Source organism: Streptomyces sp. NPDC090022 (assembly GCF_044748145.1).
Lineage (GTDB): Bacteria > Actinomycetota > Actinomycetes > Streptomycetales > Streptomycetaceae > Streptomyces.
Genome location: NZ_JBIVFN010000011.1, coordinates 173140 through 195145, shown reverse-complemented (window position 1 = coordinate 195145; position 22006 = coordinate 173140). Strand labels below are relative to the sequence as shown.

At 73.4% G+C, this 22006-nt stretch carries 20 protein-coding genes; 12 read left to right on the top strand and 8 right to left on the bottom strand.

The genetic code is table 11. From position 1 onward, the window contains the following. Positions 1–170 precede the first annotated feature (170 nt). Positions 171–542, bottom strand: a complete 372-nt coding sequence (locus ACIPXB_RS21225; protein ID WP_401452125.1) for a hypothetical protein — start codon at positions 540–542, stop codon at positions 171–173. Positions 543–677: 135 nt separating this feature from the next. Then, on the bottom strand, positions 678–1586 hold the full coding sequence (locus ACIPXB_RS21220; RefSeq protein WP_401452123.1) for a Rieske 2Fe-2S domain-containing protein: 909 nt from the start codon (positions 1584–1586) through the stop codon (positions 678–680). A 217-nt stretch (positions 1587–1803) separates the two neighbouring features. Between ACIPXB_RS21220 and ACIPXB_RS21215 the strand changes: the two genes are divergently transcribed. The 5 genes from ACIPXB_RS21215 to ACIPXB_RS21195 all read left to right on the top strand — a co-directional run bounded on the left by ACIPXB_RS21215 (position 1804) and on the right by ACIPXB_RS21195 (position 6103). Next, complete coding sequence (locus ACIPXB_RS21215) at positions 1804–2040, top strand: anti-sigma factor family protein (RefSeq protein ID WP_401452121.1); 237 nt, start codon at positions 1804–1806, stop codon at positions 2038–2040. Positions 2041–2163: 123 nt separating this feature from the next. Beyond that, positions 2164–2835, top strand: a complete 672-nt coding sequence (locus tag ACIPXB_RS21210) for an RNA polymerase sigma factor (RefSeq protein ID WP_401452119.1) — start codon at positions 2164–2166, stop codon at positions 2833–2835. Beyond that, on the top strand, positions 2832–3065 hold the full coding sequence (locus tag ACIPXB_RS21205) for an anti-sigma factor family protein (RefSeq protein WP_401452117.1): 234 nt from the start codon (positions 2832–2834) through the stop codon (positions 3063–3065). The genes ACIPXB_RS21210 and ACIPXB_RS21205 overlap by 4 nt, the downstream gene beginning before the upstream one ends. A gap of 31 nt (positions 3066–3096) precedes the next feature. Further along, positions 3097–4767: an NAD(P)/FAD-dependent oxidoreductase gene (locus ACIPXB_RS21200; RefSeq protein WP_401452115.1), complete on the top strand. Its 1671-nt coding sequence runs from the start codon at positions 3097–3099 to the stop codon at positions 4765–4767. Then, positions 4760–6103 (top strand): hypothetical protein, encoded by a 1344-nt coding sequence (locus ACIPXB_RS21195; RefSeq protein WP_401452113.1) that lies wholly within the window; start codon positions 4760–4762, stop codon positions 6101–6103. Before ACIPXB_RS21200 ends, ACIPXB_RS21195 begins: the two co-directional genes overlap by 8 nt. 103 nt (positions 6104–6206) lie before the next feature. Here the strand turns inward: ACIPXB_RS21195 and ACIPXB_RS21190 are convergent, their stop codons facing one another. The 3 genes from ACIPXB_RS21190 to ACIPXB_RS21180 all read right to left on the bottom strand — a co-directional run bounded on the left by ACIPXB_RS21190 (position 6207) and on the right by ACIPXB_RS21180 (position 8549). Beyond that, positions 6207–6719, bottom strand: coding sequence for a DM13 domain-containing protein (locus ACIPXB_RS21190; RefSeq protein WP_401452111.1), 513 nt, complete (start codon positions 6717–6719; stop codon positions 6207–6209). 109 nt (positions 6720–6828) lie between these two features. Then, complete coding sequence (locus ACIPXB_RS21185) at positions 6829–7950, bottom strand: hypothetical protein (RefSeq protein WP_401452109.1); 1122 nt, start codon at positions 7948–7950, stop codon at positions 6829–6831. Between the two features lie 101 nt (positions 7951–8051). Beyond that, complete coding sequence (locus tag ACIPXB_RS21180; protein ID WP_401452107.1) at positions 8052–8549, bottom strand: GNAT family N-acetyltransferase; 498 nt, start codon at positions 8547–8549, stop codon at positions 8052–8054. A gap of 114 nt (positions 8550–8663) precedes the next feature. Here ACIPXB_RS21180 and ACIPXB_RS21175 point away from each other — a divergent pair, with 114 nt between their 5' ends. Then, positions 8664–9467 (top strand): exodeoxyribonuclease III, encoded by an 804-nt coding sequence (locus ACIPXB_RS21175; protein ID WP_401452105.1) that lies wholly within the window; start codon positions 8664–8666, stop codon positions 9465–9467. On the opposite strand, the gene ACIPXB_RS21170 is transcribed toward ACIPXB_RS21175, so the two are convergent. Continuing rightward, positions 9464–10168 (bottom strand): MerR family transcriptional regulator, encoded by a 705-nt coding sequence (locus ACIPXB_RS21170; RefSeq protein ID WP_401452103.1) that lies wholly within the window; start codon positions 10166–10168, stop codon positions 9464–9466. The genes ACIPXB_RS21175 and ACIPXB_RS21170 overlap by 4 nt on opposite strands. Positions 10169–10292: 124 nt before the next feature. Between ACIPXB_RS21170 and ACIPXB_RS21165 the strand changes: the two genes are divergently transcribed. From ACIPXB_RS21165 to ACIPXB_RS21155, 3 genes are read left to right on the top strand one after another with little or no spacing between them, the layout of a single operon-like run. Further along, positions 10293–11849: a flavin-containing monooxygenase gene (locus tag ACIPXB_RS21165; RefSeq protein WP_401452101.1), complete on the top strand. Its 1557-nt coding sequence runs from the start codon at positions 10293–10295 to the stop codon at positions 11847–11849. After that, positions 11846–12754 (top strand): alpha/beta fold hydrolase, encoded by a 909-nt coding sequence (locus tag ACIPXB_RS21160; protein WP_401452099.1) that lies wholly within the window; start codon positions 11846–11848, stop codon positions 12752–12754. Before ACIPXB_RS21165 ends, ACIPXB_RS21160 begins: the two co-directional genes overlap by 4 nt. Continuing rightward, positions 12751–13641 (top strand): SDR family oxidoreductase, encoded by an 891-nt coding sequence (locus ACIPXB_RS21155; RefSeq protein ID WP_401452097.1) that lies wholly within the window; start codon positions 12751–12753, stop codon positions 13639–13641. Before ACIPXB_RS21160 ends, ACIPXB_RS21155 begins: the two co-directional genes overlap by 4 nt. A gap of 81 nt (positions 13642–13722) precedes the next feature. Here the strand turns inward: ACIPXB_RS21155 and ACIPXB_RS21150 are convergent, their stop codons facing one another. After that, positions 13723–17073, bottom strand: a complete 3351-nt coding sequence (locus tag ACIPXB_RS21150) for a S41 family peptidase (protein WP_401452095.1) — start codon at positions 17071–17073, stop codon at positions 13723–13725. Positions 17074–17256: 183 nt separating this feature from the next. On the opposite strand from ACIPXB_RS21150, the gene ACIPXB_RS21145 reads away from it, so the two are divergent. After that, on the top strand, positions 17257–17850 hold the full coding sequence (locus ACIPXB_RS21145; protein WP_401452093.1) for a TetR/AcrR family transcriptional regulator: 594 nt from the start codon (positions 17257–17259) through the stop codon (positions 17848–17850). A gap of 117 nt (positions 17851–17967) precedes the next feature. Continuing rightward, complete coding sequence (locus tag ACIPXB_RS21140; protein WP_401452091.1) at positions 17968–20229, top strand: MMPL family transporter; 2262 nt, start codon at positions 17968–17970, stop codon at positions 20227–20229. Between the two features lie 89 nt (positions 20230–20318). Here ACIPXB_RS21140 and ACIPXB_RS21135 read toward each other — a convergent pair whose 3' ends face one another. Further along, positions 20319–20681 (bottom strand): SsgA family sporulation/cell division regulator, encoded by a 363-nt coding sequence (locus ACIPXB_RS21135; protein ID WP_401452089.1) that lies wholly within the window; start codon positions 20679–20681, stop codon positions 20319–20321. A gap of 215 nt (positions 20682–20896) precedes the next feature. Here ACIPXB_RS21135 and ACIPXB_RS21130 point away from each other — a divergent pair, with 215 nt between their 5' ends. Then, the gene (locus ACIPXB_RS21130; protein ID WP_401452087.1) at positions 20897–22006 is read left to right on the top strand and encodes an energy-coupling factor ABC transporter permease; all 1110 of its coding nucleotides are present in this window, start codon (positions 20897–20899) and stop codon (positions 22004–22006) included.

The window sequence follows — 22006 nt, the reverse complement described above, 5'->3', positions numbered from 1 at the left end:
GGTCAGGTGCTGAGCAGGCGGTTGAAGAAGGAGCGGTAGCGCTGGAGGGCGACCCGGAGGTCCTCGGTGGCGACCTCCTCGCCACTGTGCCACTGCTTCTCCAGCGTCTCACGGAGGCGACCAGAGCGTCCGCAGCGCGGACGGACTCCTTGGGGTCGTCGACGACCTCGTCAGCTCGTCGTCCCCTCCGTCGGGTAGCCGCGGTCCCGCATGAGGCGGGTGACCAGTTCGTCGGCCTGGGCCACCGCGCCGCCCGGCTGGTCCACGAAGTGCTCCTGCACCCGGGTCCACGCCTCGGCGTACTGCCGGCCCGCCTCCGAAGCGAGTTCCCGGATCCGGAGGTCGTCATGACGCTGCTCGCGGCTGCGCAGTTCGCGCTCCGCCGCCATGCGGCCGCCGGTCTCCCGCACGGCCTGCTCGTACTCGGGGCCGAAGTCCCGTTGCAGGCGGCGTCGGCGCGCCATGAACCACAGGGCCACGCCGACGGCGATCAACACCACGGCGCACGGCACGATGATGGCGACGAGGGTTGCAGTGGACATCGCGTCCTCCACGGGGCTTGTGCGCCAGTGCTGCTCCACAGCGCGCCTGCCCTGGCCCGGGCCCACCAAACGCGCCCGGCCGGCACGGCGGGCCCGCCCTCGTCCGCCGGATGGCCCGCGCCGACCCGACGGCGCTCACAGCACCTCGTGGAAGCGGCGCAGGCGGGCCTCGACGTGCCCGTCGGTGACCCGGGTGTCGAACGCCGGCTGCGGGGCGGTGGCCGGGCCCTCGACGTTCCAGCCGTCGGAGAGCCGGAAGAGGCTGCCGTGCCAGGGGCAGCGGAGGCAGCCGTCGACGAGCTCGCCCTCGGCGAGCGGGCCACCCATGTGGGAGCACCGCTCGGCCAGCACCCGGACGGTGCCGCCGCTCTCGCGTACGACGGCCACGTCCACGCCGTCGACGGTGGCCCGGACCACCCGGCCCACGGGGAAGTCCGAGACGAGGCCGACCGGGTGCCAGCCGGCGCCGACCCGGTGGTCGACGTCCTCGGCGTGGTTCGCGCCCGCCGCCTGGCGGAAGGCGAGGTGTCCGCCGAGCGCGCCGCCCGCGCCGACCACGGCGAGGCCGGCCAGGCCCAGCGCCTTGCCGCGGGCGGTCCGGCCCCGGGCACGGGCCAGGAACGAGCCGGCGTAGAGCACGACGCCGGCGGTGTTGGCCAGGGCGTGCACGAGGCCCGTGCGGGCCTGTTCGGGCGGCAGCTCGGCCCAGTCGGCCCAGCCCGCCGCCGCGGCCGGGGCGGCCGCGGCCAGTCCCGCGCCGACGAGAACGTGGGCGGCGCGGCGCTGGCCGGGCAGCAGGTCCAGGAGCGCCGCCGACAACCAGGTCCCGATCGGCACCTGGACGAGCGCGGGGTGCGCGGGGTGGCCGAACGGCCGGCCGTGCAGCACGTCGCGCACCGGCCCCAGGGGCACGGCACGCACGGCCTTGCGGACCATGTCGATCAGGGCGTCGGCCTGCGGCGCGTGCTCGATCCGTGCCACGGCCGTCAGCAACGGCCCGGGCCCGGTTCCGGCGGGTGCGGGATGCGTGCGGTGGGTATCCATGCCGGTCGCCTACCCGGGGGCCGGCGCGCCATGTACGGGCAGCCCGTCCCGGGTGCGGATGGTGATCTCTGGTGGTCCGGGGGCGCGGCACAGGCATGATGGGGGGCGGCTCCTGACCGGGATCAGCCGCGGGAGCCGATCGGTCGACCGGTCGATCGATCGATCGTCCGTCCGTCCGACCGTCCGTCCGTCCGCCGCATGAGAACAGGCAGGTGTCATGAACTGCGCCGAGTTCGTGGAGTTGGTGACCGAGTTCCTCGACGGCTCCATGAGCGAGTCGGCCGAGCTGAGCTGTCTCGTCCACCTGGCGCGGTGCGAGGGCTGCGAGGCCTACCTCGGCCAGTTCCGGCAGACCGTCGCGGCGGTGGCCGCGCTGCCGGGCCCGGGCCCGGGCCTGTCCTCCGCGGCACGCGATCAACTCCTCGGAGCGTTCCGCAGCGTGCCGCGCGAGTGACCTCACCGGCCGTCGGCCGTGAAGGTTCTGACGGAGAGATGAACGAACGCCCCCGCTTGTGCCCGCACCCGTCCCGCTGCCCTAGGCTGGCGCTCCCAGTTGACGTCCGGCAAGGAGAGAACAATGGCGGGCCCACGCGAACTGCCCCCGGACGACATCCTGGTGCAGCGCCTCCGCGCCGGTGACGAGGAGGCGTTCGCCCTGGTCCTGGACTCCTGGTCGGGCGGCATGCTCCGGCTCGCCATGTCGTTCGTGTCGACCAAGGACTCCGCCGAGGAGGCCGTCCAGGACACCTGGCTGGCGGTCATCAGGGGTATCGACGGCTTCGAGGGCCGCGCGTCCCTGAAGACGTGGGTGTACCGGATCCTCGTCAACACCGCCAAGGCGCGCGGCACGAAGGAGAGCAGGACCGTCCCCTTCGCCAGCCTGCTGCCGGAGGAGGAGGGGCCCACGGTCGACGCCGAGCGTTTCCGCGCCCCCGGCGAGCCGTACGCCGGGCACTGGGTCGCCGGGCAGGAACCGCGTCCCTGGCACGTCCCCGAGGACCACGTGCTGCGCGGCGAGGTCCGCGAGGTGATCGCGGAGGCGATCGACGAGCTCCCGCCCCGCCTCCGTACCGTGATCACCCTGCGCGACGTCGCCGGGTACGGATCCGACGAGGTGTGCTCGCTCCTGGAGATCTCGCCCGGGAACCAGCGGGTCCTCCTCCATCGTGGCAGGGCTCTGCTGCGCCGTAAGCTGGAGTCGTACTTGACCGGTGCCCAGGGCGTCGCGGGCGGGAGGGAACGCGCGTGAACTGCAACGACTTCGTGGAGCTGGTGACCGAGTTCCTCGACGGCGCGCTGTCCGAAGGGGACGAGCGGCGCTTCATCGAGCACCTCGCGGAGTGCTCCGGGTGCGAGAACTACCTCGACCAGTTCCGTCGGACGATCGCCGCCACGGGTGAACTGACCCCGGACGGCATCTCGTCGGACGCCCGCAGCAGTCTCCTGTCCGCCTTCCGGGACTGGCAGCGGGACGTGTAACGCATCGGCGGCGCGGCCGCACTGAACGTGCATGACTCTGCTCAGAAGACTCTTGTCCGGCGTCGTCGCCGGACTGCCCGGTGGCGTGGCCGTCGCGCTCGCGACGGACCCGCCGTGGATCCAGTGGGCCGGGCACACGGTGGTGCTGGGAGCCGTGCTCGGCCTCCTCTTCGGCGAACACCGGCAGAGCAACGGCTCGGCCTTCTCCGTCAGCCTGCTCATCGGCCTGCTCGACTGGGTGACCTGGACCCTCACCCTCGTCCCCGTCCTGGAGGGGGACACGCCGTCGTGGTCGATCGCGGTGGCCGTGGCGCGCTTCCCCGAGCTCGTCGGCGCCGCCCTGTTCGGCGCGATCACGGGGCTCGTGTTCCATGCCCTGTCGACCTGGTTCCCGCCGCGCCCGGCACCCCAGCGGGCCAGACCCCATGTGGTGATCGTCGGTGGCGGCTTCGGCGGGGTCGGGGCCGCGCGCGAACTGGACCGGCGGATCGGCCGAGGGCTCGACGCCCATGTGACGCTGATCAGCGAGTCGAACTTCCTGCTCTTCACCCCGCTCCTCGTCGGCGTCGCCTCCAGCACGGTGGAGGCCAGGCATGTCAGCGCCCCGGTGCGGGTCGGGCTCGACCACGCCTCCTTCCTGCACGGGCGGGTGGCCTCCATCGACACGCAGGCGCGCAGCGCGTACGTTTCCGTCGGCAAGGAGGGGATGCTCCGCGTCCCGTACGACCACCTGGTCCTCGCGGTCGGCGGGGTAGCGCACTTCTTCGACCTGCCGGGAGTGGCCGAGCACGCCTTCCCGATGAAGTCCATCGAGGACGCGACGGCGCTGCGCGGCCACGTCCTGGGCGCGCTGGAGCAGGCCGATCTGGAGCCGGACCCGGCCGAGCAGGCCCGCTTGCTGACCTTCGTGGTGGCGGGCGGCGGATTCGCCGGTACGGAGCTGGTGGCCGAACTCTTCGACCTCGTCCATGACGTGCTCCACCTCTACCCGCGCCTGCACGGGCTGCGGCCCCGGTTCGTGATCGTGCACGCGGGGGAGCGGCTGCTGCCGGAGCTGGCGCCCGAGCTCGGCGCCTACGCGCAGCGCAAACTCGGCGGGCGGGGCGTCGAGCTCCGGCTGGGCGCGCGGGTGAGCGGGGCCACCGCCGGGGACATCACGCTGACCTCCGGCGAGACCGTCCCCACCCGGACCCTGGCCTGGACGGCGGGCAACCGGCCGAACCCGCTGGTGCGGCAGATCGCGCCGGAGACCGGCGGGCCGGTCGCGGTGGAATCCACCTTGCAGGTGCCCGGCGCACCCGGGCTGTGGGCGCTGGGCGACTGCGCGAGGATCCCCGACCCGGCGGGCGGCTTCTACCCGCCGACCGCGCAGCACGCGATCCGCGAGGGCAAGGCGGTGGCGCGGAACATCGCCGCGGTCCTCGGCGGGCGCCGCCCCGTCCCGTTCCGCTTCGGCGGGCTCGGCGTGCTGGTCTCGCTGGGGCACCGGACGGCCGCCGGCGAGATCGGCGGGCGCCGGGTCTCCGGGTTCCTCGCCTGGGTGCTGTGGCGGGGGGTCTATCTGAGCAAGCTGCCCGGGGTGGAGAAGCGGCTGCGGGTCCTCGTCGACTGGACGCTCGACCTCGTCTTCCCCCGGGACATCGCCCTCTCGACCAGCACGGCCAGCACGACCGTTTCGAAGAAGGAGGACCGTCATGCGTAACGCCGGACTCGGGGCCCTGGCGGGCCTCGCGGGAGGACTGGTCTTCGGCGGGGTGATGGTGCAGATCGGGTTCCTGCCCACCGTCGCGGCCATCGTCAGAACCGACGCGGCCGCCGTGGGCTTCGCCGTCCACCTGCTGATCGCCGCGCTCGTCGGGGCCGTGTTCGGGCTCCTCGTGGCGCGCCAGCGCGAGCTGCTGTTCTGGGGGCTCGCGTACGGGGTGCTGTGGTGGTTCCTCGGGCCGCTGACGCTGCTGCCGCTCCTGCTCGGCAGGCCGGTGGCCTGGGACGTGGCGACGGCGCAGGCGCTGATCCCCAGCCTGCTCGGCCACCTGGCCTACGGAGCGGTCACGGCCGCCGCCCTCGCGCTGCCGGCCCGCGGGGAACGCCGGATCGGGCCCGGCATCCTGGTGCGCGCGTCGGTCGCCGGGCTGGTGGTCGCCGCGGGGCTGCAGCTCGGCTGGAACGGGCTGATCGTCGGGGTGCTCCTCGGCGCCTCGTACGCGGTGGTCTTCGGCGACCCCGGCGAGGGCGGAGGCCCGGCCCTGGTGCGCGGCGCCGCCTTCGGCTTCGCGTGGTGGGTGCTCGCGGCCGTGACGGCCGAGCCCCTGCTGGCCGGCCGGGGCCTGGAGTGGACGCCGGACGCGGTGCGCACCGCGGTGGCGTCCCTGCCCGGCCTGCTGCTGCTGGGCGCGGGTACGGCCCTGCTCACCGGCTGGCTGGGCGGCCTGTCCCGGGCGGTGTTCTCGGACGACGTGCGGCACGTCCTGGAAGGGCGCCTGGCCGGCGGGCGGGTGATCTCGGTGTGGCACGGCGTCGTCGCCGGCCTGGCCGGCGGCGCGGTCTTCACCGGGGTCATGGTCGCCGTGGGCTTCCTGCCGGCCGTCGCCACCCTGGTCGGCTCGGAGTCCGAGGCCGTGGGCCTCGTCATCCACCTGCTGATCTCGCAGGTCGTGGGCGTCACGTACGCGGTCCTCTTCCGCCGGCGCAGCTTCGACCCCGCCTCGGGAATCGGCTGGGGGGCCTCGTACGGCTTCCTCTGGTGGATCCTGGGCAACCTGACGCTGCTGCCCGTCCTGCTCGGCGGGGCACCCCGGTGGGGCGCCGGCGCGCTGGCCCAGTCCTTCCCCTCGCTCGTCGGCCACCTCGCCTACGGCGCCGTGCTCGGCCTGGTGTACCAGCGGCTGGAGGAGCGGGTCGGCCCGTGGCACCAGTCCCGCAGCGAGGCGGTCGCGGCGCGGGCGGCGGCGCGTCACGCGCAGACGCTGAGCGCGGCGCCCGCGCTGTGGAGCCTGACCGCGTGCGTGGCGCTGCTCATCCCGATCCTGGTGTCGTAGGGGTTGTCGTCGGTCCGTCGGTGAGGATCCGGAAAGCCGAGGAGCGGGTGGCGACACGCCACCCGCTCCTCGGCTCTTCCGCGGCATCGCGCGCGTCCTGCGGTCAGGCGCGCTGCTTCAGCTCGGCGGCGCCGAAGGAGACGCTGAAACGCTCGCACCAGATGGTCACCGTGGAGAACGTGTTCAGGTCGGTACCGGCCGGGATCGCGTAGTTCTGGTTGCCCTCGTTGCCCTTGAGGCTGCCGAGGTCGATGTGCTTGCCGTCGTCGAGGTTGCCGCCGCCGTCCTTCTTGACCGGCTGGTCACTGAGCCACACGTGCAGGGCCGGACCGTCGGAGGTGCGCAGGTTCGTCAGGCGCAGGGTCGCCTTCCCGTCGGCGAGCCGCTGGACCTCGACCGCGCCGCTGGTCTCGTGCTCGTGCGAGACGAACGCCCCGTTCGCCACCTGCTCGACCGCGCCGGCCTGCTGGCCGGCGGCCGCGGGAGGCGCCTCGTCCACGCGGTCCGTGGTGAACAGCTTCCAGGGCTGGAAGAGGTACAGCCCGACGGCTGCCAGGACGACAACGGCGGCGGTGGTGATCCAGAGGGCGGTGTTACGGCGCTTGGTGCGGCACATGAGGGTTCTTCCGTTCCTTCTCGGGTGTTCGGGGTGCTGGGCGTTCAGAGACGGAAAGAGCGGCGAACGTTACAGATGAACGTCCGCCGCTCCGGTTCCGCTACCGCGCTCAGCAGCTCTCGGCGGGGTGCGCCTGCTCGGCGGGCGTGGCCGGGGAGTTCGCGGCCACGGGCGCGGCCACGGGGGCGGCCACGGGGGCGGCGGCGCGGGCGCGGCGCAGCTCGTCCGCCTCGTCGCGGACGGCGTCGAGCCGGACCTCGAGCATGCTGACGCGCTCGCGGTAGCGCTCCAGCTCGGCGCGGATGAACTCGGCGTCGGCGACCTTGTGCGCGGCCTCCTCGCGGATCGCGGTGGTCTCCTCGGCGAACTTGTCGGTCGCGGCGTCGAGCGCGGCGACGGCCATGTCGGCCGCCTCCTCGGCGAGCGTGGCGCGCTCCTCGGCGGCGAGGATGCGCTGCGCGGAGGCGCGCGTGACCGTCTCGATGCGGGCCTCGGCGGCCGCGGAGTCGGTGATGATCGCCAACTCCTCGATGTAGGCGGGGAGATCGGCGGAGAGCTGCTTGATGAGCGCGACGACGGTGTCGCGGGACTGGGCTCCGTCGCCGCACTCGGCCATCGCGAGGGAAGCCGCGGCCTCCATCGCCTCCATGGCCTCCACCACCTCCATGGCCTCCTCCACCGGGGCCGCTTCACCGTGCACGGCCTCGGCCGGGGCGGGCGCGGCGGCCTCGACGGGGGCAGCAGGGGCGGCGGGGGCGTGTCCGTGCTCCTGGGACACGACCTCGGCCCCGGGTACGGAGGAGGCGGGCCACGACTGCCCGGCGACCGGTGCCGCCGCTGCCGCCTGAGCAGCGGCACCGCCGGCCGCCGCCTCGGCCGCCTTCTTGGCCTCGGCCGCCGCGCGCTTGTCCTCCTTGCGCTGCTGCCGCTTGGCACGGAACTTCCGGAACGCGCCGAGAGCGTTGTGGTCGGGGTGGTCGCAGTAGCGCGAGGCCGGACCCTCGGCGCCGGGCGCCTGCGGCTCGGGCGTGTGGGTGCAGCCGGGGTAGGCGCAGGTGGGAACGGTCTCGATCGTCTCGACAGTCATGGTGTTCAGCCTTTCGTCGCTGATGTCAGCGGTGTTCGGGGTGATCCACGAGCCGAGGTCGACCCGGCTCCGCGCATGGCTGCGCGGCGGGGTCTGCTGCGGAGTGCGGTCGAGGAGCGGCGCACGCGGGTCGTCATGGCTCATACCCGTCAGTGCCGCCGAACGGCCGAACGTTACAAGTGGATTCGGCGGGCGGCCGGGGGGTGGCCGAGATCCCGGAAAGGCTGAGGCAGGGCGTCAGCGGGTCAGGGCGTCAGGGGCTTGGTCATGCAGCGGCTGGAGGGGTAGTCGCGGTAGAGGCCGAACTTGTCCGGGGTGATCTCGTAGCCGCTCGACAGGTAGAGGGCGATCGCCTCCGGCTGCTGGTCTCCCGTCTCCAGGGCCATGCGGGTACGGCCGGCCGCGCGGGCGTCGGTCTCCAGGGCGGCCAGGATGCGGCGGGCCAGGCCCTGGCCGCGGGCCTCCGGGACGACGTACATGCGCTTGAGCTCGGCGTCGCCGTCCGCGTAGCCCTCCTCGTTCGCCTCCTGGGCGCGCCAGCCGCCGCTGGCCACCGGGGCGCCGTGCGCGTCGTACGCGAGGAGGTAGCGGCCGCGGGGCGGGGTGAACATCGCCGGGTCCAGGGGTGTGGCGTCGCCCTCACCCTGGTAGCGGACCTGGTACTCGAGCTGGACCTGGTCGTTGAGCTTCACCGCGTCCGGGTGGTCGTACGGCACGGTGACGAGCTGGATCCCGGTAGACATCCGAACATCGTACGGTCGATCGACGGCCATGTGTCCGGGATGTGGTGCGTCACGCTCTCCGGGCGCCGGCCCCGGTACCCTGCTCCACGTTTGTGCGACTTTGGGGAGCTTGTTGTGATCACCGTGACCTCCGTCAACGTGAACGGCATCCGCGCCGCCGCCAAGAAGGGCCTCGTGCCGTGGCTGGCGCAGACGGACGCCGACGTGGTGTGCATGCAGGAGGTCCGGGCGGAGGAGGGGCAGATCCCGCAGGAGGTGCGGGAGGCCGACGGCTGGCACGCCGTGTTCGCGCCCGCCGCCGCCAAGGGGCGGGCCGGGGTCGCGGTGTACACGCGGCGCGCGCCCGAGGCGGTGCGGGTCGGCTTCGGCAGCGCCGAGTTCGACGGCTCCGGGCGGTACCTGGAGGCCGATCTGCCGGGGCTGACGGTCGCCAGCCTGTACCTGCCGTCCGGGGAGGCCGGCACCGAGAAGCAGGACGAGAAGTACCGCTTCATGGGCGAGTTCCTCCCCTACCTCAAGGGGCTGCGGGAGCGGGCCGCCGCCGACGGGCGGGAGGTGCTGGTCTGCGGCGACTGGAACATCTGCCACGAGGAGGCCGACCTGAAGAACTGGAGGACCAACCGCAAGAACGCCGGGTTCCTCCCCGAGGAGCGGGAGTGGCTGGGGGCGGTCTACGGCGAGGCCGGGTACGTCGACGTCGTGCGGGCGCTGCACCCGGACCAGGAGGGGCCGTACTCCTGGTGGTCCTACCGCGGCCGGGCCTTCGACAACGACGCCGGCTGGCGGATCGACCTGCACGTGGCGACGCCCGCGCTGGCCGCGCGGGCCGTCAAGGGCTACGTGGAGCGCGCCGAGACCCACCCCGAGCGCTGGTCCGACCACGCCCCCGTGACCGTCGTCTACGGCTCCGGGGGCTAGGAAGCCTGCGGCTGCGGCTGGGGTGCGTTTTCCAGGGTGCGGCGGGCCGCCAGGGTGCGGTCCATCGCCATCGCCAGTTCCGCCTCCACCACGCTCTTGGCCAGCGGGCGCAGCCGCGTCAGGGCGGCCTCGCCGTCCGGGAGGTGGGCGGCGACCAGGTCCGCGAACAGCCCGGCCATCGCGTCCGCGTGTTCGCGCACGCGCCGGCCGGTCTCCAGCACCGCCGCCAGCGGTACGCCCTCGCGGACCAGGGCGGAGGAGACGTCCAGCAGCCGCCGGCTGATGTGCACGATCTCGTCGCCGTCCGTCGCGACGTAGCCGAGGGCGAGCGAGGCCGCCAGGTTCTCCGGGGTGACCTCGCCCTCGAAGTAGTCGGCCAGGGCCTCCGGGGTCAGGCGTACCGGAGTCTCCTCCGACCAGCCCATCCCCAGCAGCTCGCTGAGCTGGCTGACGTCGCGGCCGCTCTCGAAGGCGGCGGTGAGCTCCGCGATACCGCCGAGCGTGTGACCGCGCTCCAGCAGTGCGGCGATGGTGCGCAGCCGGGCCAGGTGGTGCTCGTCGTACCAGGCGATCCGGCCCTCGCGCCGCGGCGGCGGGAGCAGCTTGCGCTCACGGTAGAAGCGCAGGGTGCGTACGGGGATGCCGGCCGCCTCGGCCAGCTCCTCCGTGCGGTATTCGCGTACCGTCTGTTCGTCCGCCACACGGGCAGCCTATGGCGTACCGCAGGTAACTTTCCCGGCGAGACCCCTACCCATGGGTACGGAGAGGCTCTACTCTCCCCATCGTGCCAGTGATTGCTGGCAGAGTCTGTGAAGGGCGGCGGGCGTGGGCGAGCATGTGCGCGTGGCGGTGGTCGGATCCGGATTCGGCGGACTGGGGGCGGCGGTCCGGCTGCGCCGCGAGGGCGTCACCGACTTCGTGGTGCTGGAGCGGGCGGACTCGGTGGGCGGCACCTGGCGGGACAACAGCTATCCGGGCTGCGCCTGCGACGTCCCCTCCCACCTGTATTCGTTCTCGTTCGCGCCCAATCCGGACTGGCCCCGCACCTTCTCGGGGCAGCCGCACATCCGGGCCTACCTGGAGCACGTCGCCGACACCTTCGGGCTGCGCCCGCACATCCGGCTGAACCACGAGGTCCGGATGATGCGCTGGGACGCGGCCGAGCTGCGCTGGGAGATCGAGACCAGCGGCGGGGACTTCACCGCCGACGTGGTCGTCTCCGCCACCGGGCCGCTGTCGGACCCGAAGATGCCGGAGGTGCCCGGGCTGGCGGAGTTCCCCGGCAAGGTCTTCCACTCCGCCCGCTGGGACCACGACTACGACCTGCGCGGCAAGCGGGTCGCCATGATCGGTACGGGCGCCTCGGCCATCCAGATCGTGCCGGCCATCGCCCCCGACGTGGCGCGCCTGACGCTGTTCCAGCGGACCGCGCCATGGGTCCTGCCGCGCACCGACCGGGCGATCAGCGGGCTGGAGCGCTGGCTGCACCGGCAGCTGCCCTTCACCCGCGCCGCGCGCCGCGGCCTGCTGTGGGGGATCCGGGAGCTCCAGGTGAGCGCGTTCACCAAGCGGCCGAACCAGCTGGGCCTGATCGAGTCGCTGGCCAAGGCCAACATGGCGCGGGCGATCAAGGACCCGCAGCTGCGGGCCGACCTGACGCCGTCGTACCGGATCGGCTGCAAGCGGATCCTGCTCTCCAGCGACTACTACCCGGCCCTGGCCCGCCCCAATGTGGACCTGGTCGCCTCCGGGCTGAAGGAGATCCGGGGCTCGGTGCTGGTCGCCGCCGACGGGACGGAGACCGAGGTCGACGCGATCGTCTTCGGTACGGGCTTCCACGTCACGGACCTGCCGATCGCCGACCGGGTGGTCGGGGCCGAGGGCACGACCCTGGCGGAGGCGTGGAAGGACGGCATGCAGTCGCTGCGCGGGGCGACGGCGGCGGGCTTCCCGAACTGGATGACGATCATCGGCCCGAACACCGGGCTCGGCAACAGCTCCATGATCCTGATGATCGAGTCGCAGCTGAACTACATGGCCGACTACGTGCGCCAGCTGGGCGTCCTCGGCGGCCGCTCGGCCCTCGCGGCCCGGCCCTCGGCCGTGCACGCCTGGAACCGCCGGGTCCAGGACCGGATGACGCGGACCGTGTGGAACACCGGCGGCTGCACCAGCTGGTACCTGGACGCGAACGGCCGCAACACCACCGTCTGGCCGGGCACCACGGGGGAGTTCCGGCGCGAGACGCGGTCCGTCGACATGGCGGAGTACGAGGTGCTGCGCATCCGGGAGCGGCGGGCGGCCCCCGCCGTGGCCCCCGCCGCGCCCGCCGCCGCGCCCGCTGCCGCCGCGCCCGCCGCCGCCGGGGAGGCCGGACGGTGAGCCGGCTGACGCACGTGACGAGCGGCCCGTACGCGCCGCCCGCCGCCCGCCGCGAGCTGGTCGCCGTCTCCGCCGACGGGGCGCGGCTGCACGTCGAGGTGCACGGCGAGGACGGCGCGCCCGCCGTGGTGCTGGCGCACGGCTGGACCTGCTCCACCGCCTTCTGGGCCGCCCAGGTCCGGGCCCTGGCCGCCGACCACCGGGTCGTCGTCTACGACCAGCGCGGCCACGGCCGCAGCCCGGCGGCCCGCGAGTACAGCACGACCGTCCTCGCCGACGACCTCGTCGCCGTCCTGCGCGCCACCCTCGGTGAGGGCGAGAAGGCCGTCGTCGGCGGGCACTCCATGGGCGGGATGACGATCATGGCGGCCGCCGGGCGGCCCGAGTTCGCCGCGCACGCCTCGGCCGCGCTGCTGTGCAGCACCGGCCCGGCGCGCCTGGTCGAGGAGGCCCGGGTGGTGCCGTTGCGCGCCGGCCCGGCCCGGACCCGTATCACCCGGGCGGTCCTGGGCAGCCGGGCGCCGCTCGGGCCGGTCACCCCCCTCGGCAAGAAGGTGCTGAAGTACGCCACCATGGCCCCGGGTGCGGCGCCCGAGAAGGTCGAGGCGTGCGCGCGGATCGTGCACGCCTGCCCCACCGCGGTGCGCCACCAGTGGTCGCGGGTACTGGCCGGGCTGGACCTGGAGCGCAACCTCACGCTCCTGACCGTGCCCACGGCCGTCGTCGGCGGGACCGACGACCGGCTCACCCCGATCGGGCACGCCCGGGGACTCGCGGCCGCCCTGCCGAACTGCACCGGACTCACCGAGCTGACGGGGGTGGGCCACATGACGCCCGTCGAGGCCCCCGAAGCCGTCACCCACGTCATACGCCGGCTCGCCGGAGCGAAGGAGAAGAGCGCGTGAGCAGCGGTCGCGGGAACCTTCAGGGACAGGTCGCCGTCGTCACCGGCGCGGCCCGCGGGGTCGGCGAGCTGCTGGCCCGCAAACTGTCCGCGCGCGGTGCGCGGATCGCGCTGGTGGGGCTGGAGCCCGAGGCCCTCAAGGAGGTCGCCGGGCGGCTGCACACCGACTGCGAGTCCTGGTACGCCGACGTCACCGACCACGAGGCCATGGCCGCCGTCGCCGCGGAGGTCGAGGAGCGCTTCGGCAAGGTGGACATCGTCGTCGCCAACGCCGGGGTCGCCGCGGGCGGGCCGTTCGCCGACTCCGACCCGCAGGCCTGGCGGCGCGTCATCGAGGTCAACCTGATCGGCAGCGCGGTCACCGCGCGGGCCTTCCTGCCCGCCGTGACCCGGAGCCGGGGCTACTTCCTCCAGATCGCCTCGCTCGCCGCGATCACCCCGGCGCCGATGATGACGGCGTACTGCGCCTCCAAGTCGGGCGTCGAGGCCTTCGCGCACAGCCTGCGCGCCGAGGTCGGCCACAAGGGCGTACGGGTCGGGGTCGGCTACCTGTCGTGGACCGACACCGACATGGTGCGCGGCGCCGACCAGGACGAGGTGATGCGGGAGCTGCGCCGGCGGCTGCCGTGGCCGTCGAACCGGACGTACCCGCTCGGGCCGGCCGTGGACCGGATCGTCGCCGGCATCGAGCGGCGCTCGGCGCACGTGTACGCCCAGTGGTGGCTGCGGGGCATGCAGGGCACCCGCGGCTATCTGCCGGGGATCATCGCGGCGGTCGGGCAGCGGGAGATGCGGCGCTTCGAGCCGCGGCTGGGCAGTGTCTCCAAGGGGCTGGTGGGCGCCGGGGGAGCCGCCGACGAGCAGGCCGCGCGGACGCGGCGCGGGTGAGGTGACGGGGGCGCGGCCCATCGAGCCGCGCCCCCGGCCGTCCCCGGCCGGCCGTGTCATGTGCATCGGCCGACGGCCGCGTCACGTGCGCGGCGGCAGTTTCGGGCGGCGCCGGTCCGGTACGTCCTCGTAGCCGGGCGGGTCCGCCGCCGGGTGCCGCTCCAGCAGCTCCAGCGCCAGGTGCACGGCGTCGTCGAGCTGCGCGTACCGCCCCTCCGCCCAGTCGAGCGGGGTGCGCAGCATCGCCAGGTCCGGCTCGACGCCGTGGTTCTCCACCGACCAGCCGTACTCGGGGAACCAGGCCGCGTTCATCGGCACCGTGATGACCGTGCCGTCACCGAGGGTGTGCCGGCCGGTCATGCCGACCACCCCTCCCCAGGTGCGCTGGCCGACCACCGGGCCCAGGCCCAGCAGCTTGAAGGCGGCGGTGATCATGTCGCCGTCCGAGGACGTCGCCTCGTCGGCCAGGGCCACGACCGGGCCGCGCGGCGCGTTGGAGGCGTAACTGACCGGCTGGGCGTCCCGGGTGAGGTCCCAGCCCAGGATCTTGCGGGTCAGCTTCTCCACCACCAGCTCGCTGATGTGCCCGCCCGCGTTGCCGCGTACGTCGACCAGCAGCGCCGGCCGGGACATCTCCATCCGCAGGTCGCGGTTGAACTGGGCCCAGCCCGAGCCGCCCATGTCGGGGATGTGCAGGTAGCCGCACTTGCCGCCGCTGAGCTCGCGCACGACCGCGCGCCGCTTGGCCACCCAGTCCTGGTAGCGCAGCGGCCGCTCGTCGACGAGCGGCACCAGCGCCACCCGGCGCGCCACGCCGCCGCCCGCGCCCTCGCCGCCGCCTTCACCCTCGCCGTCGCCGTCGCCGTCGCCCCCGGCCTCGCTCTCGGCGGGCCGGAAGGTCAGCTCGACGGTGGTCCCGCCGGCCGCCGACAGCAGCGGGAAGGGCCCGGTCACCGGGTCCACCGGGCGGCCGTCGACATGGGTGAGGACCGCCCCCTCGCGGATGCCCGTGCCGGCCAGCGGCGAGCGGGCCTTGGAGTCGGAGGAGTCGCCCGGCAGGATCCGCCGGACCATCCAGGCGCCGTCGCGGCACACCAGGTTGGCGCCGAGCAGGCCGATGGCCCGCTGGTAGTGCGGGGGGCCCTCGTTGCGGCGGGCGGGGGAGACGTACGCGTGCGAGGTGCCCAGCTCGCCGAGGACCTCGCGCAGCAGGTCGGCGAACTCGTCGGGGGACGCCACCCGTTCGACCAGGGGACGGTACTGGCGCAGCACGCCGTCCCAGTCGATGCCGCACATGTTCGGCTCCCAGAAGAACGCCCGGATGATCCGCCCTGCCTCCTCGAAGGCCTGGCGCCACTCGGCGGCCGGGTCCACCTCGTGCAGGATCCGCCGCAGGTCGAGGTGGACGGTGGAGTCCCCGTCGCCCGACTCGGTGGCCGGTACGGCGCGCAGGTCGCCGTCCTCGTTGAGGACCAGCCGGGTGCCGTCGCCGCTGACCGCGAACCAGTCCAGGTCGGAGGCGAGTTCGGTCTTGCGGGCCTTGGTGATGTCGAAGTGCTCCAGGGTGGGCTTTCCGCTGGTGTGCGCGGGGTTGGCGAAGGTCTCGCCGAGGGCGCCCGAGATCGGCCAGCGCAGCCACACCAGGCCGCCGCCGCTGACCGGTTGCAGCGCCGAGTACTTCGACGCGGTCACCGGGAAGGGGTGCACCCGGTTCTCCAGTCCCTCCACCTCGACCGTGACGGTGCCGTCGCCGGAGTCCCCCTCGGCCGGGTCGAGGCCGCCGGCCGCGGGCCGGCCGTCGGGGGAGAGCGCGAAGGGGGACGGGGTCGCCGAGGACAGCGGCACCAGGTACGGGCGGCAGCCCAGCGGGAAGGACAGGTCGCCGGTGTGGACGTCGTACACCGGGTCGAAGCCGCGCCAGGACAGGAAGGCGAGGTAGCGGCCGTCCCGGGTGAACACCGGGTTCTCGTCCTCGAAGCGGCCGTTGGTGACGTCCACGATCGTGGGCGCGCCGGGGCCGGAGATCCGGGCCATCTTGATCTGGCGCAGGGAGCGGCCGATGCCCGGGTGCGACCAGGTCAGCCAGGCGCCGTCGGGGGAGAAGGCGAGGTCGGTCACCGGTCCGTTGAGGGACCGGATCAGCTCGGTCGCCTCCCCGCCGGACTCCTCGGTCGCGTCGAGCAGCAGCAGCCGCCCGTCGTTGGAGGCGATCGCCAGGCGCTCCCCGTCGGGGTCGGCGACCAGTTCCAGGACGCGCCCCAGGGCGCCGGAGGCCAGCCGGCGCGGCTCGCGGTCGCCGGAGGCGCGCGGCAGGTAGGCGATCTCGACGGCGTCCTCGCCCTCGGCGTCGGTGACGTACGCGACCTGCCCGCCGGTGCCGAGCATCTCGGGCAGGCGGACCCGTACGCCGGGGGTGTCGGCGATGGTGCGGGCGGGCCCGTCGCGGTGGGTGAGCCAGTACAGGCTGCCGCGTACGGTGACCGCGCTGGCCCGGCCGGTGGCGTCCACGGACAGCGCGTCGACGTTGCTGGCGGCCGGCACCTGGTAGATCCGCCGGCCCGTGCGGGGGCCGCCCAGCTGGACGGCCAGCTTGCGCGGGCCCGCGTCGGGGGCGAGGGAGTCCACCAGCCAGAGCTCGCCGGCGCACTGGTAGACCACGCGCCGGCCGTCGCTGGAGGCGTGCCGGGCGTAGAACTCGTCGTGGTCGGTGTGGCGGCGCAGGTCGCCGCCGTCGGGCAGGCAGGAGTAGAGGTTGCCGGTGCCCTCGTGGTCGGAGAGGAAGGCGATGCGTCCGTCGACGAACATCGGCGAGTCCAGGTGCCCGCCGAGGTCGGGCAGCAGCCTTTCGCCGTGCAGCCACAGCCGGCCGGTGGCCCCGCCGCGGTAGCGCTTCCACGCGGCGGGCTCGTGCGGCGGCTTGCCGGTGAGCAGCAGGGTGCGCCGCTCGCAGGTGCCGTCCGGGCCGGGTGCGTCCTCGTGGACGGCGATGTCGGAGACCGGGCCCCAGGGCAGCTTGCCGCCGGGGCTGCCGTCGGTGGGCAGGCTGTAGGCCCAGGCGAAGTAGGAGAAGGGCTGGCCGTGCGAGGAGACGGCCAGGATGTCGCTGCGGCCGTCCTTGTCGGGCGGGGTCCAGCCGCAGACCCGGGTGTCGGTGGACCCCCAGTAGGTCAGGCGGTGGGCGGGGCCGCCGGCCACCGGCACCAGGTGGATCTCGGGGTCGAGGCTGCGCCAGGTGGTGAAGGCGATCCGGCTGCCGTCGGGGGAGAACCGGGGGTGGCCCACCCGGGTCCGGTCGACGGTGAGCCGCCAGGCCCGGCCGGGGGTCTCGCCCTCGCCGACCAGGGGGGCGATCCAGAGATCGTCCTCGGTGGCGAAGCACAGGAGGTCGTCGTGCAGGTGCGGGAAGCGGAGGTACGCGACGTCGTGACTCACCCCCTCATGCTTTCCGCGCGGAGGGGGCCCGGCAACTCGTACAGGTGAACCAGTCGGGGATCCGGTCCGTCGGGTCGTGACGCACACCACTGCCACATCGAAACGGAACGGTTTCGTTTCGATCGGGGCCGGGGTATCGTCGTAGGTGTACGAAACGGTTTCGTTCGGAGAGGGGATGCGGAGATGACCGAGGAGACGACGGCGTCACGGCGCAGCCGGATCACCCCCGAGCGGCAGGCCGAGCTGCACGAGGCGGTCCTGGACCTGCTGCGTGAGGTCGGCTACGACGCGTTGACCATGGACGCGGTCGCGGCGCGCACCAAGTCCAGCAAGGCGACCCTCTACCGCCAGTGGGGGAGCAAGCCGGAGCTGGTGGCCAGGGCGCTGCGGTGCACCCAGCCGGTGGCGCTGGCGGACATCGACACGGGCACCGTCCGCGGTGACTTCGCGGTGATGATCCAGCACTCCGACGACGCCCAGATGGCCAAGGACACGGCCCTCCTGCGGGGCCTGGCCCACGCCGTCCACGAGAGCCCCGAGCTCCACAAGGCGCTGCGGGACCTCCTGGTCGACCCGGAGATCACCGGACTCCAGGCCATGCTGCGACGGGGCGTGGACCGGGGCGAGATCGCCCCGGACTGCAAGGCCCTGGACTTCGTGCCGCACATGCTCATCGGGGCGTTCATCGCCCTCCCGCTGATCGAGGACCGGCCTGTGGACCGGGAGTTCCTCGGCCAGTTCTGCGACGCCGTGGTGTTCCCCGCCCTCGGCGTCTGACCCCTCCCCACCCTTCCCCGCTGCTCCTGACACGCACCGCTCTCGTCGTCGGGCCGGCTCACCACGCCCTCGTGGCGTGCCCATCCATCCCACGACCCGAACGGGAGAACCACCGACGTGGCCACCTTCCTCTACCGACTGGGCAAGGGCTCCTTCCGGCGCCGGCGCCTCGTCGCCCTCCTCTGGGTGGCGCTGCTCGCCCTCGCCGGCTTCGGCGCGGCGACGGCAGCCGCCCCCAGCTCCGGCTCGTTCTCCATACCCGGTACGGAGGCCCAGCGGGCCTTCGACATGCTCGACGAGCGCTTCCCCGGCCAGAGCGCCGACGGCGCCACGGCCCGGATCGTCATCAAGGCCCCGGCCGGCGGATCGGTCAACGACCCCGGTGTGAAGTCCCAGGTCGAGAAGATCGTCACCGGTCTGAAGGACGGCCCGGGCAAGGAGCAGATCGCCTCGGTCACCGACCCCTACCAGGCGCAGGCCATCAGCCACGACGGCTCCATCGCCTACGTCACCGCGACGTACAAGGTCAGCGGCATGGAGCTGACCGACGCCTCGCGCGACGCGCTCACGAACGTCGGCAAGGACCTCGGCGCGGGCGCCCCGCAGGTCGAGATCGGCGGCGACGCGCTCATGGAGGCGCCCAAGACCGGCTCCAGCGAGATCATCGGCATCGTCGTCGCCGCGATCGTGCTGGTCATCACCTTCGGTTCGCTCGTGGCGGCCGGGCTGCCGCTGCTCACCGCGCTCATCGGCGTCGGCATCGGCGTCTCCTCCATCACCGCGCTCGCCAGTGTGCTGGACCTGGGCACCACCACCTCCATCCTCGCGATGATGATCGGCCTCGCGGTCGGCATCGACTACGCGCTGTTCATCGTCTCCCGCTACCGGGCCGAGCTGGCCGAGGGCCTGGAGCGCGACGAGGCGGCCGGCCGGGCTGCCGGAACCGCCGGCTCCGCGGTCGTGTTCGCCGGTCTGACCGTGGTCATCGCCCTCGTGGGCCTGGCCGTCGTCAACATCCCGATGCTGACCAAGATGGGCGTGGCGGCCGCCGGCACGGTGGTCATCGCCGTCCTCGTCGCGCTCACCCTGGTCCCGGCCATCCTCGGCTTCGCGGGCAGGAAGGTGCTGCCCGCCGGTACGAAGAGCAAGCTCTTCGGCGGCGGCAAGGACAAGCCGGCCGACCGGGCGGCCAAGCCCAACGGCGGCACCCGCTGGGCCCGCTTCGTGCTGCGCCGCCCGGTGCTCGTCCTGCTGGCCGGTGTGATCGGCCTCGGCGCGGTGGCGATCCCGGCGGGCAAGCTGGAGATGGGCCTGCCGGACGACGGCGCCAAGCCGGTCTCCTCCAGCCAGCGCAAGGCGTACGACCTGCTCTCCGACGGCTTCGGCCCGGGCTTCAACGGCCCGCTGCTGGTGGTCGTGGACGGCGACAAGGCGCTCGCCGACCGCACCTTCGACCGCCTCACCAAGCTCGACGGCGTCGCCAAGGGCCCCGACGGCAACCCGGTGGTCATGCCGCCGCGGTTCAACGAGGCCGGCGACGCCGCGATCATCACGGTGATCCCGGCCGACCGCCCGTCCTCCGCGGCGACCGAGGAACTCGTCCACGAGATCCGCGACGGCAGCGACAAGCACGTCATGGTCACCGGCACCACCGCGATCAACATCGACTTCTCGCAGAAGATGAACGACGCGCTGCTGCCGTACCTGGCGCTCGTGGTCGGCCTCGCGTTCCTGCTGCTGATGCTGGTCTTCCGCTCGGTCCTGGTCCCGCTCAAGGCGGCCCTCGGCTTCCTGCTCTCGGTGGTCGCCGCCCTCGGCGCGGTCGTCGCGGTCTACCAGTGGGGCTGGCTCGGCTCGCTCTTCGGCGTGGACCAGCCCGGTCCGATCATGAGCATGATGCCGATCTTCATGGTGGGCGTGGTCTTCGGCCTGGCCATGGACTACGAGGTCTTCCTGGTCACCCGGATGCGTGAGGCGTACGTCCACGGCGAGCGCCCGGGCCAGGCCATCGTGACCGGCTTCCGGTACAGCGCCCGGGTGGTCACCGCCGCTGCGGTGATCATGATCGCGGTGTTCGCCGGGTTCATCGGCATGGACGACCAGATGGTCAAGATGATCGGCTTCGGCCTCGCGATCGCCGTCCTCTTCGACGCGTTCGTCGTCCGCATGGCGATCGTCCCGGCGGTGCTGGCACTGCTCGGCCACAAGGCCTGGTGGCTGCCGAAGTGGCTGGACCGGCTGCTGCCGAACGTGGACGTCGAGGGCGAGGGCCTGCGCAAGCACCTGAAGGACGCCGAGGACGCCGAGGACGCCGACGGTGCCCGCGGCGCCGACCCGGACAAGGACGCCGACGGCGACCGCGAGAAGGTGCTCGCGTAGCGGCGGCCGCCTGCGGGCGCGTACCCGCAGAAGGCCCGGTCCCGCACCCTCACGGGTGCGGGACCGGGCCTTTTGCGCGAGGAGACGGCCTAACGGGTGACGGGGTCGTACGTGCGGCGCAGGAACCGGCGCAGTGCCGCGCTGTCGAACTGCACGACCGCGACGCCCTCGGGGGAGTGGAACTCCACGACCGCCTGCACCCGCCCGCACGGCCACACCCGTACGTCCCCGGAGCCGCTCGGGGCCGTCAGGCCCGCCTCCAGCAGGGCGCGCGGCAGCACCCACTCGTTCTCGGTGCCCTCGGGCGACAACCCCGCCGGGAACACGATCCGGACGGCGAGGGGCTCGGAGGCGGCGAACCGCAGGGCCACGGGGATGGCCCGGAAGAGCGGGTCATCGCTGATCACACGGGCACGCACCCGCTCTTCGACGGCGGCGGTAGTGAGCGACATCGACCGGCTCCTCACGTCATCAAGCGCGTCAGCAAAGCGGTTCAAACAGGGTCAAAACTGAACTTGTTGCTCCCCAGCCTCGCATATTCCGACGAAAGTGCGAGCCCTCATTTGTGATGCGGCCGCTCTTGCCAACGGTTTGCAGGTGGGCACTATTCTTGAACAGTTAAAGATTCTGTTAGTGCCTGCGCACTCGTGAAGCGGAGCGGCCACCCATGCATGTACCCGACGGATTCATCGACGCACCCGTCTCGGTCGCCGCGGGCGCCGTCGCCGTCGGGGCGGTGGCCGTCAGCCTGCGCGGCGCGCGCAAGGAGCTCGACGAGCGCACGGCCCCGCTGGCCGGGCTCGTCGCCGCGTTCATCTTCGCCGTGCAGATGCTCAACTTCCCCGTCGCCGCCGGTACCAGCGGACACCTGCTGGGCGGCGCCCTGGCCGCGATACTCGTCGGCCCCTTCACCGGTGTGCTGTGCGTCTCGGTCGTCCTGCTGATGCAGGGCATCCTCTTCGCCGACGGCGGCCTGACCGCCCTCGGCGTGAACATCACCGTCATGGGCGTGGTCACCGTGGTCGTCGCGTACGCGATCTTCCGCGGCCTGCTCAAGGTGCTGCCCGGCACCCGCCGCTCGGTCACGGTGGCCGCCTTCGCCGGCGCGCTGGTCTCCGTACCCGCCTCCGCCGCGGCCTTCACCGCCCTGTACGCCGTCGGCGGCACCACCGACGTGCCGCTGGGCAAGGTGCTCACCGCGATGGTCGGCGTGCACGTCCTGATCGGCATCGGTGAGGCCGCGATCACCGCCGCCACCGTCGGCGCCGTCCTCGCCGTACGCCCCGACCTGGTGCACGGCGCCGCCGGCCTGACCACGCCGCTGAAGCTGCGCGTCGGCGGCGAACTCGTCGACGCCCCCGCCGCCGCCCCGGCCGCCACTCCCGCCGCCACCCGCGCCGCCCGGCCCGGCACCGCCCTGTGGGCCACCGGCCTGGCCACCGCCCTGGTGCTGGCCGGCATCGTCTCCTTCTACGCCTCCACCAGCCCCGACGGCCTGGAGAAGGTCGCCGCCGACCAGGGCATCGACGCCAAGGTGAAGGAGGACGAGGAGAAGCCCGAGGGCGAGCGCGCCTACGAGCACGCCAGCGCCGGCTCCCCGCTCGCCGACTACACCGTCAAGGACGTCGACGACGAGCGCCTCTCCGGCGGTCTCGCCGGCACCATCGGCGTGGGGGCGACCGTCGCCGTCGGCACCGGCGTCTTCTGGGCCGTGCGCCGCCGCCGCGACGACGCCCGGGCGGAGCAGCCGGTCAGCCCCGGGCAGCCGGCGGCCTGA

Bases quoted from the DNA above. Each gene is read 5' to 3' on its own strand.
- ACIPXB_RS21225 (WP_401452125.1), bottom strand. From the start codon at position 542: ATGTCCACTGCAACCCTCGTCGCCATCATCGTGCCGTGCGCCGTGGTG.
- ACIPXB_RS21220 (WP_401452123.1), bottom strand. From the start codon at position 1,586: ATGGATACCCACCGCACGCATCCCGCACCCGCCGGAACCGGGCCCGGG.
- ACIPXB_RS21215 (WP_401452121.1), top strand. From the start codon at position 1,804: ATGAACTGCGCCGAGTTCGTGGAGTTGGTGACCGAGTTCCTCGACGGC.
- ACIPXB_RS21210 (WP_401452119.1), top strand. From the start codon at position 2,164: ATGGCGGGCCCACGCGAACTGCCCCCGGACGACATCCTGGTGCAGCGC.
- ACIPXB_RS21200 (WP_401452115.1), top strand. From the start codon at position 3,097: ATGACTCTGCTCAGAAGACTCTTGTCCGGCGTCGTCGCCGGACTGCCC.
- ACIPXB_RS21195 (WP_401452113.1), top strand. From the start codon at position 4,760: ATGCGTAACGCCGGACTCGGGGCCCTGGCGGGCCTCGCGGGAGGACTG.
- ACIPXB_RS21190 (WP_401452111.1), bottom strand. From the start codon at position 6,719: ATGTGCCGCACCAAGCGCCGTAACACCGCCCTCTGGATCACCACCGCC.
- ACIPXB_RS21185 (WP_401452109.1), bottom strand. From the start codon at position 7,950: ATGAGCCATGACGACCCGCGTGCGCCGCTCCTCGACCGCACTCCGCAG.
- ACIPXB_RS21180 (WP_401452107.1), bottom strand. From the start codon at position 8,549: ATGTCTACCGGGATCCAGCTCGTCACCGTGCCGTACGACCACCCGGAC.
- ACIPXB_RS21145 (WP_401452093.1), top strand. From the start codon at position 17,257: ATGACCGAGGAGACGACGGCGTCACGGCGCAGCCGGATCACCCCCGAG.
- ACIPXB_RS21135 (WP_401452089.1), bottom strand. From the start codon at position 20,681: ATGTCGCTCACTACCGCCGCCGTCGAAGAGCGGGTGCGTGCCCGTGTG.
- ACIPXB_RS21130 (WP_401452087.1), top strand. From the start codon at position 20,897: ATGCATGTACCCGACGGATTCATCGACGCACCCGTCTCGGTCGCCGCG.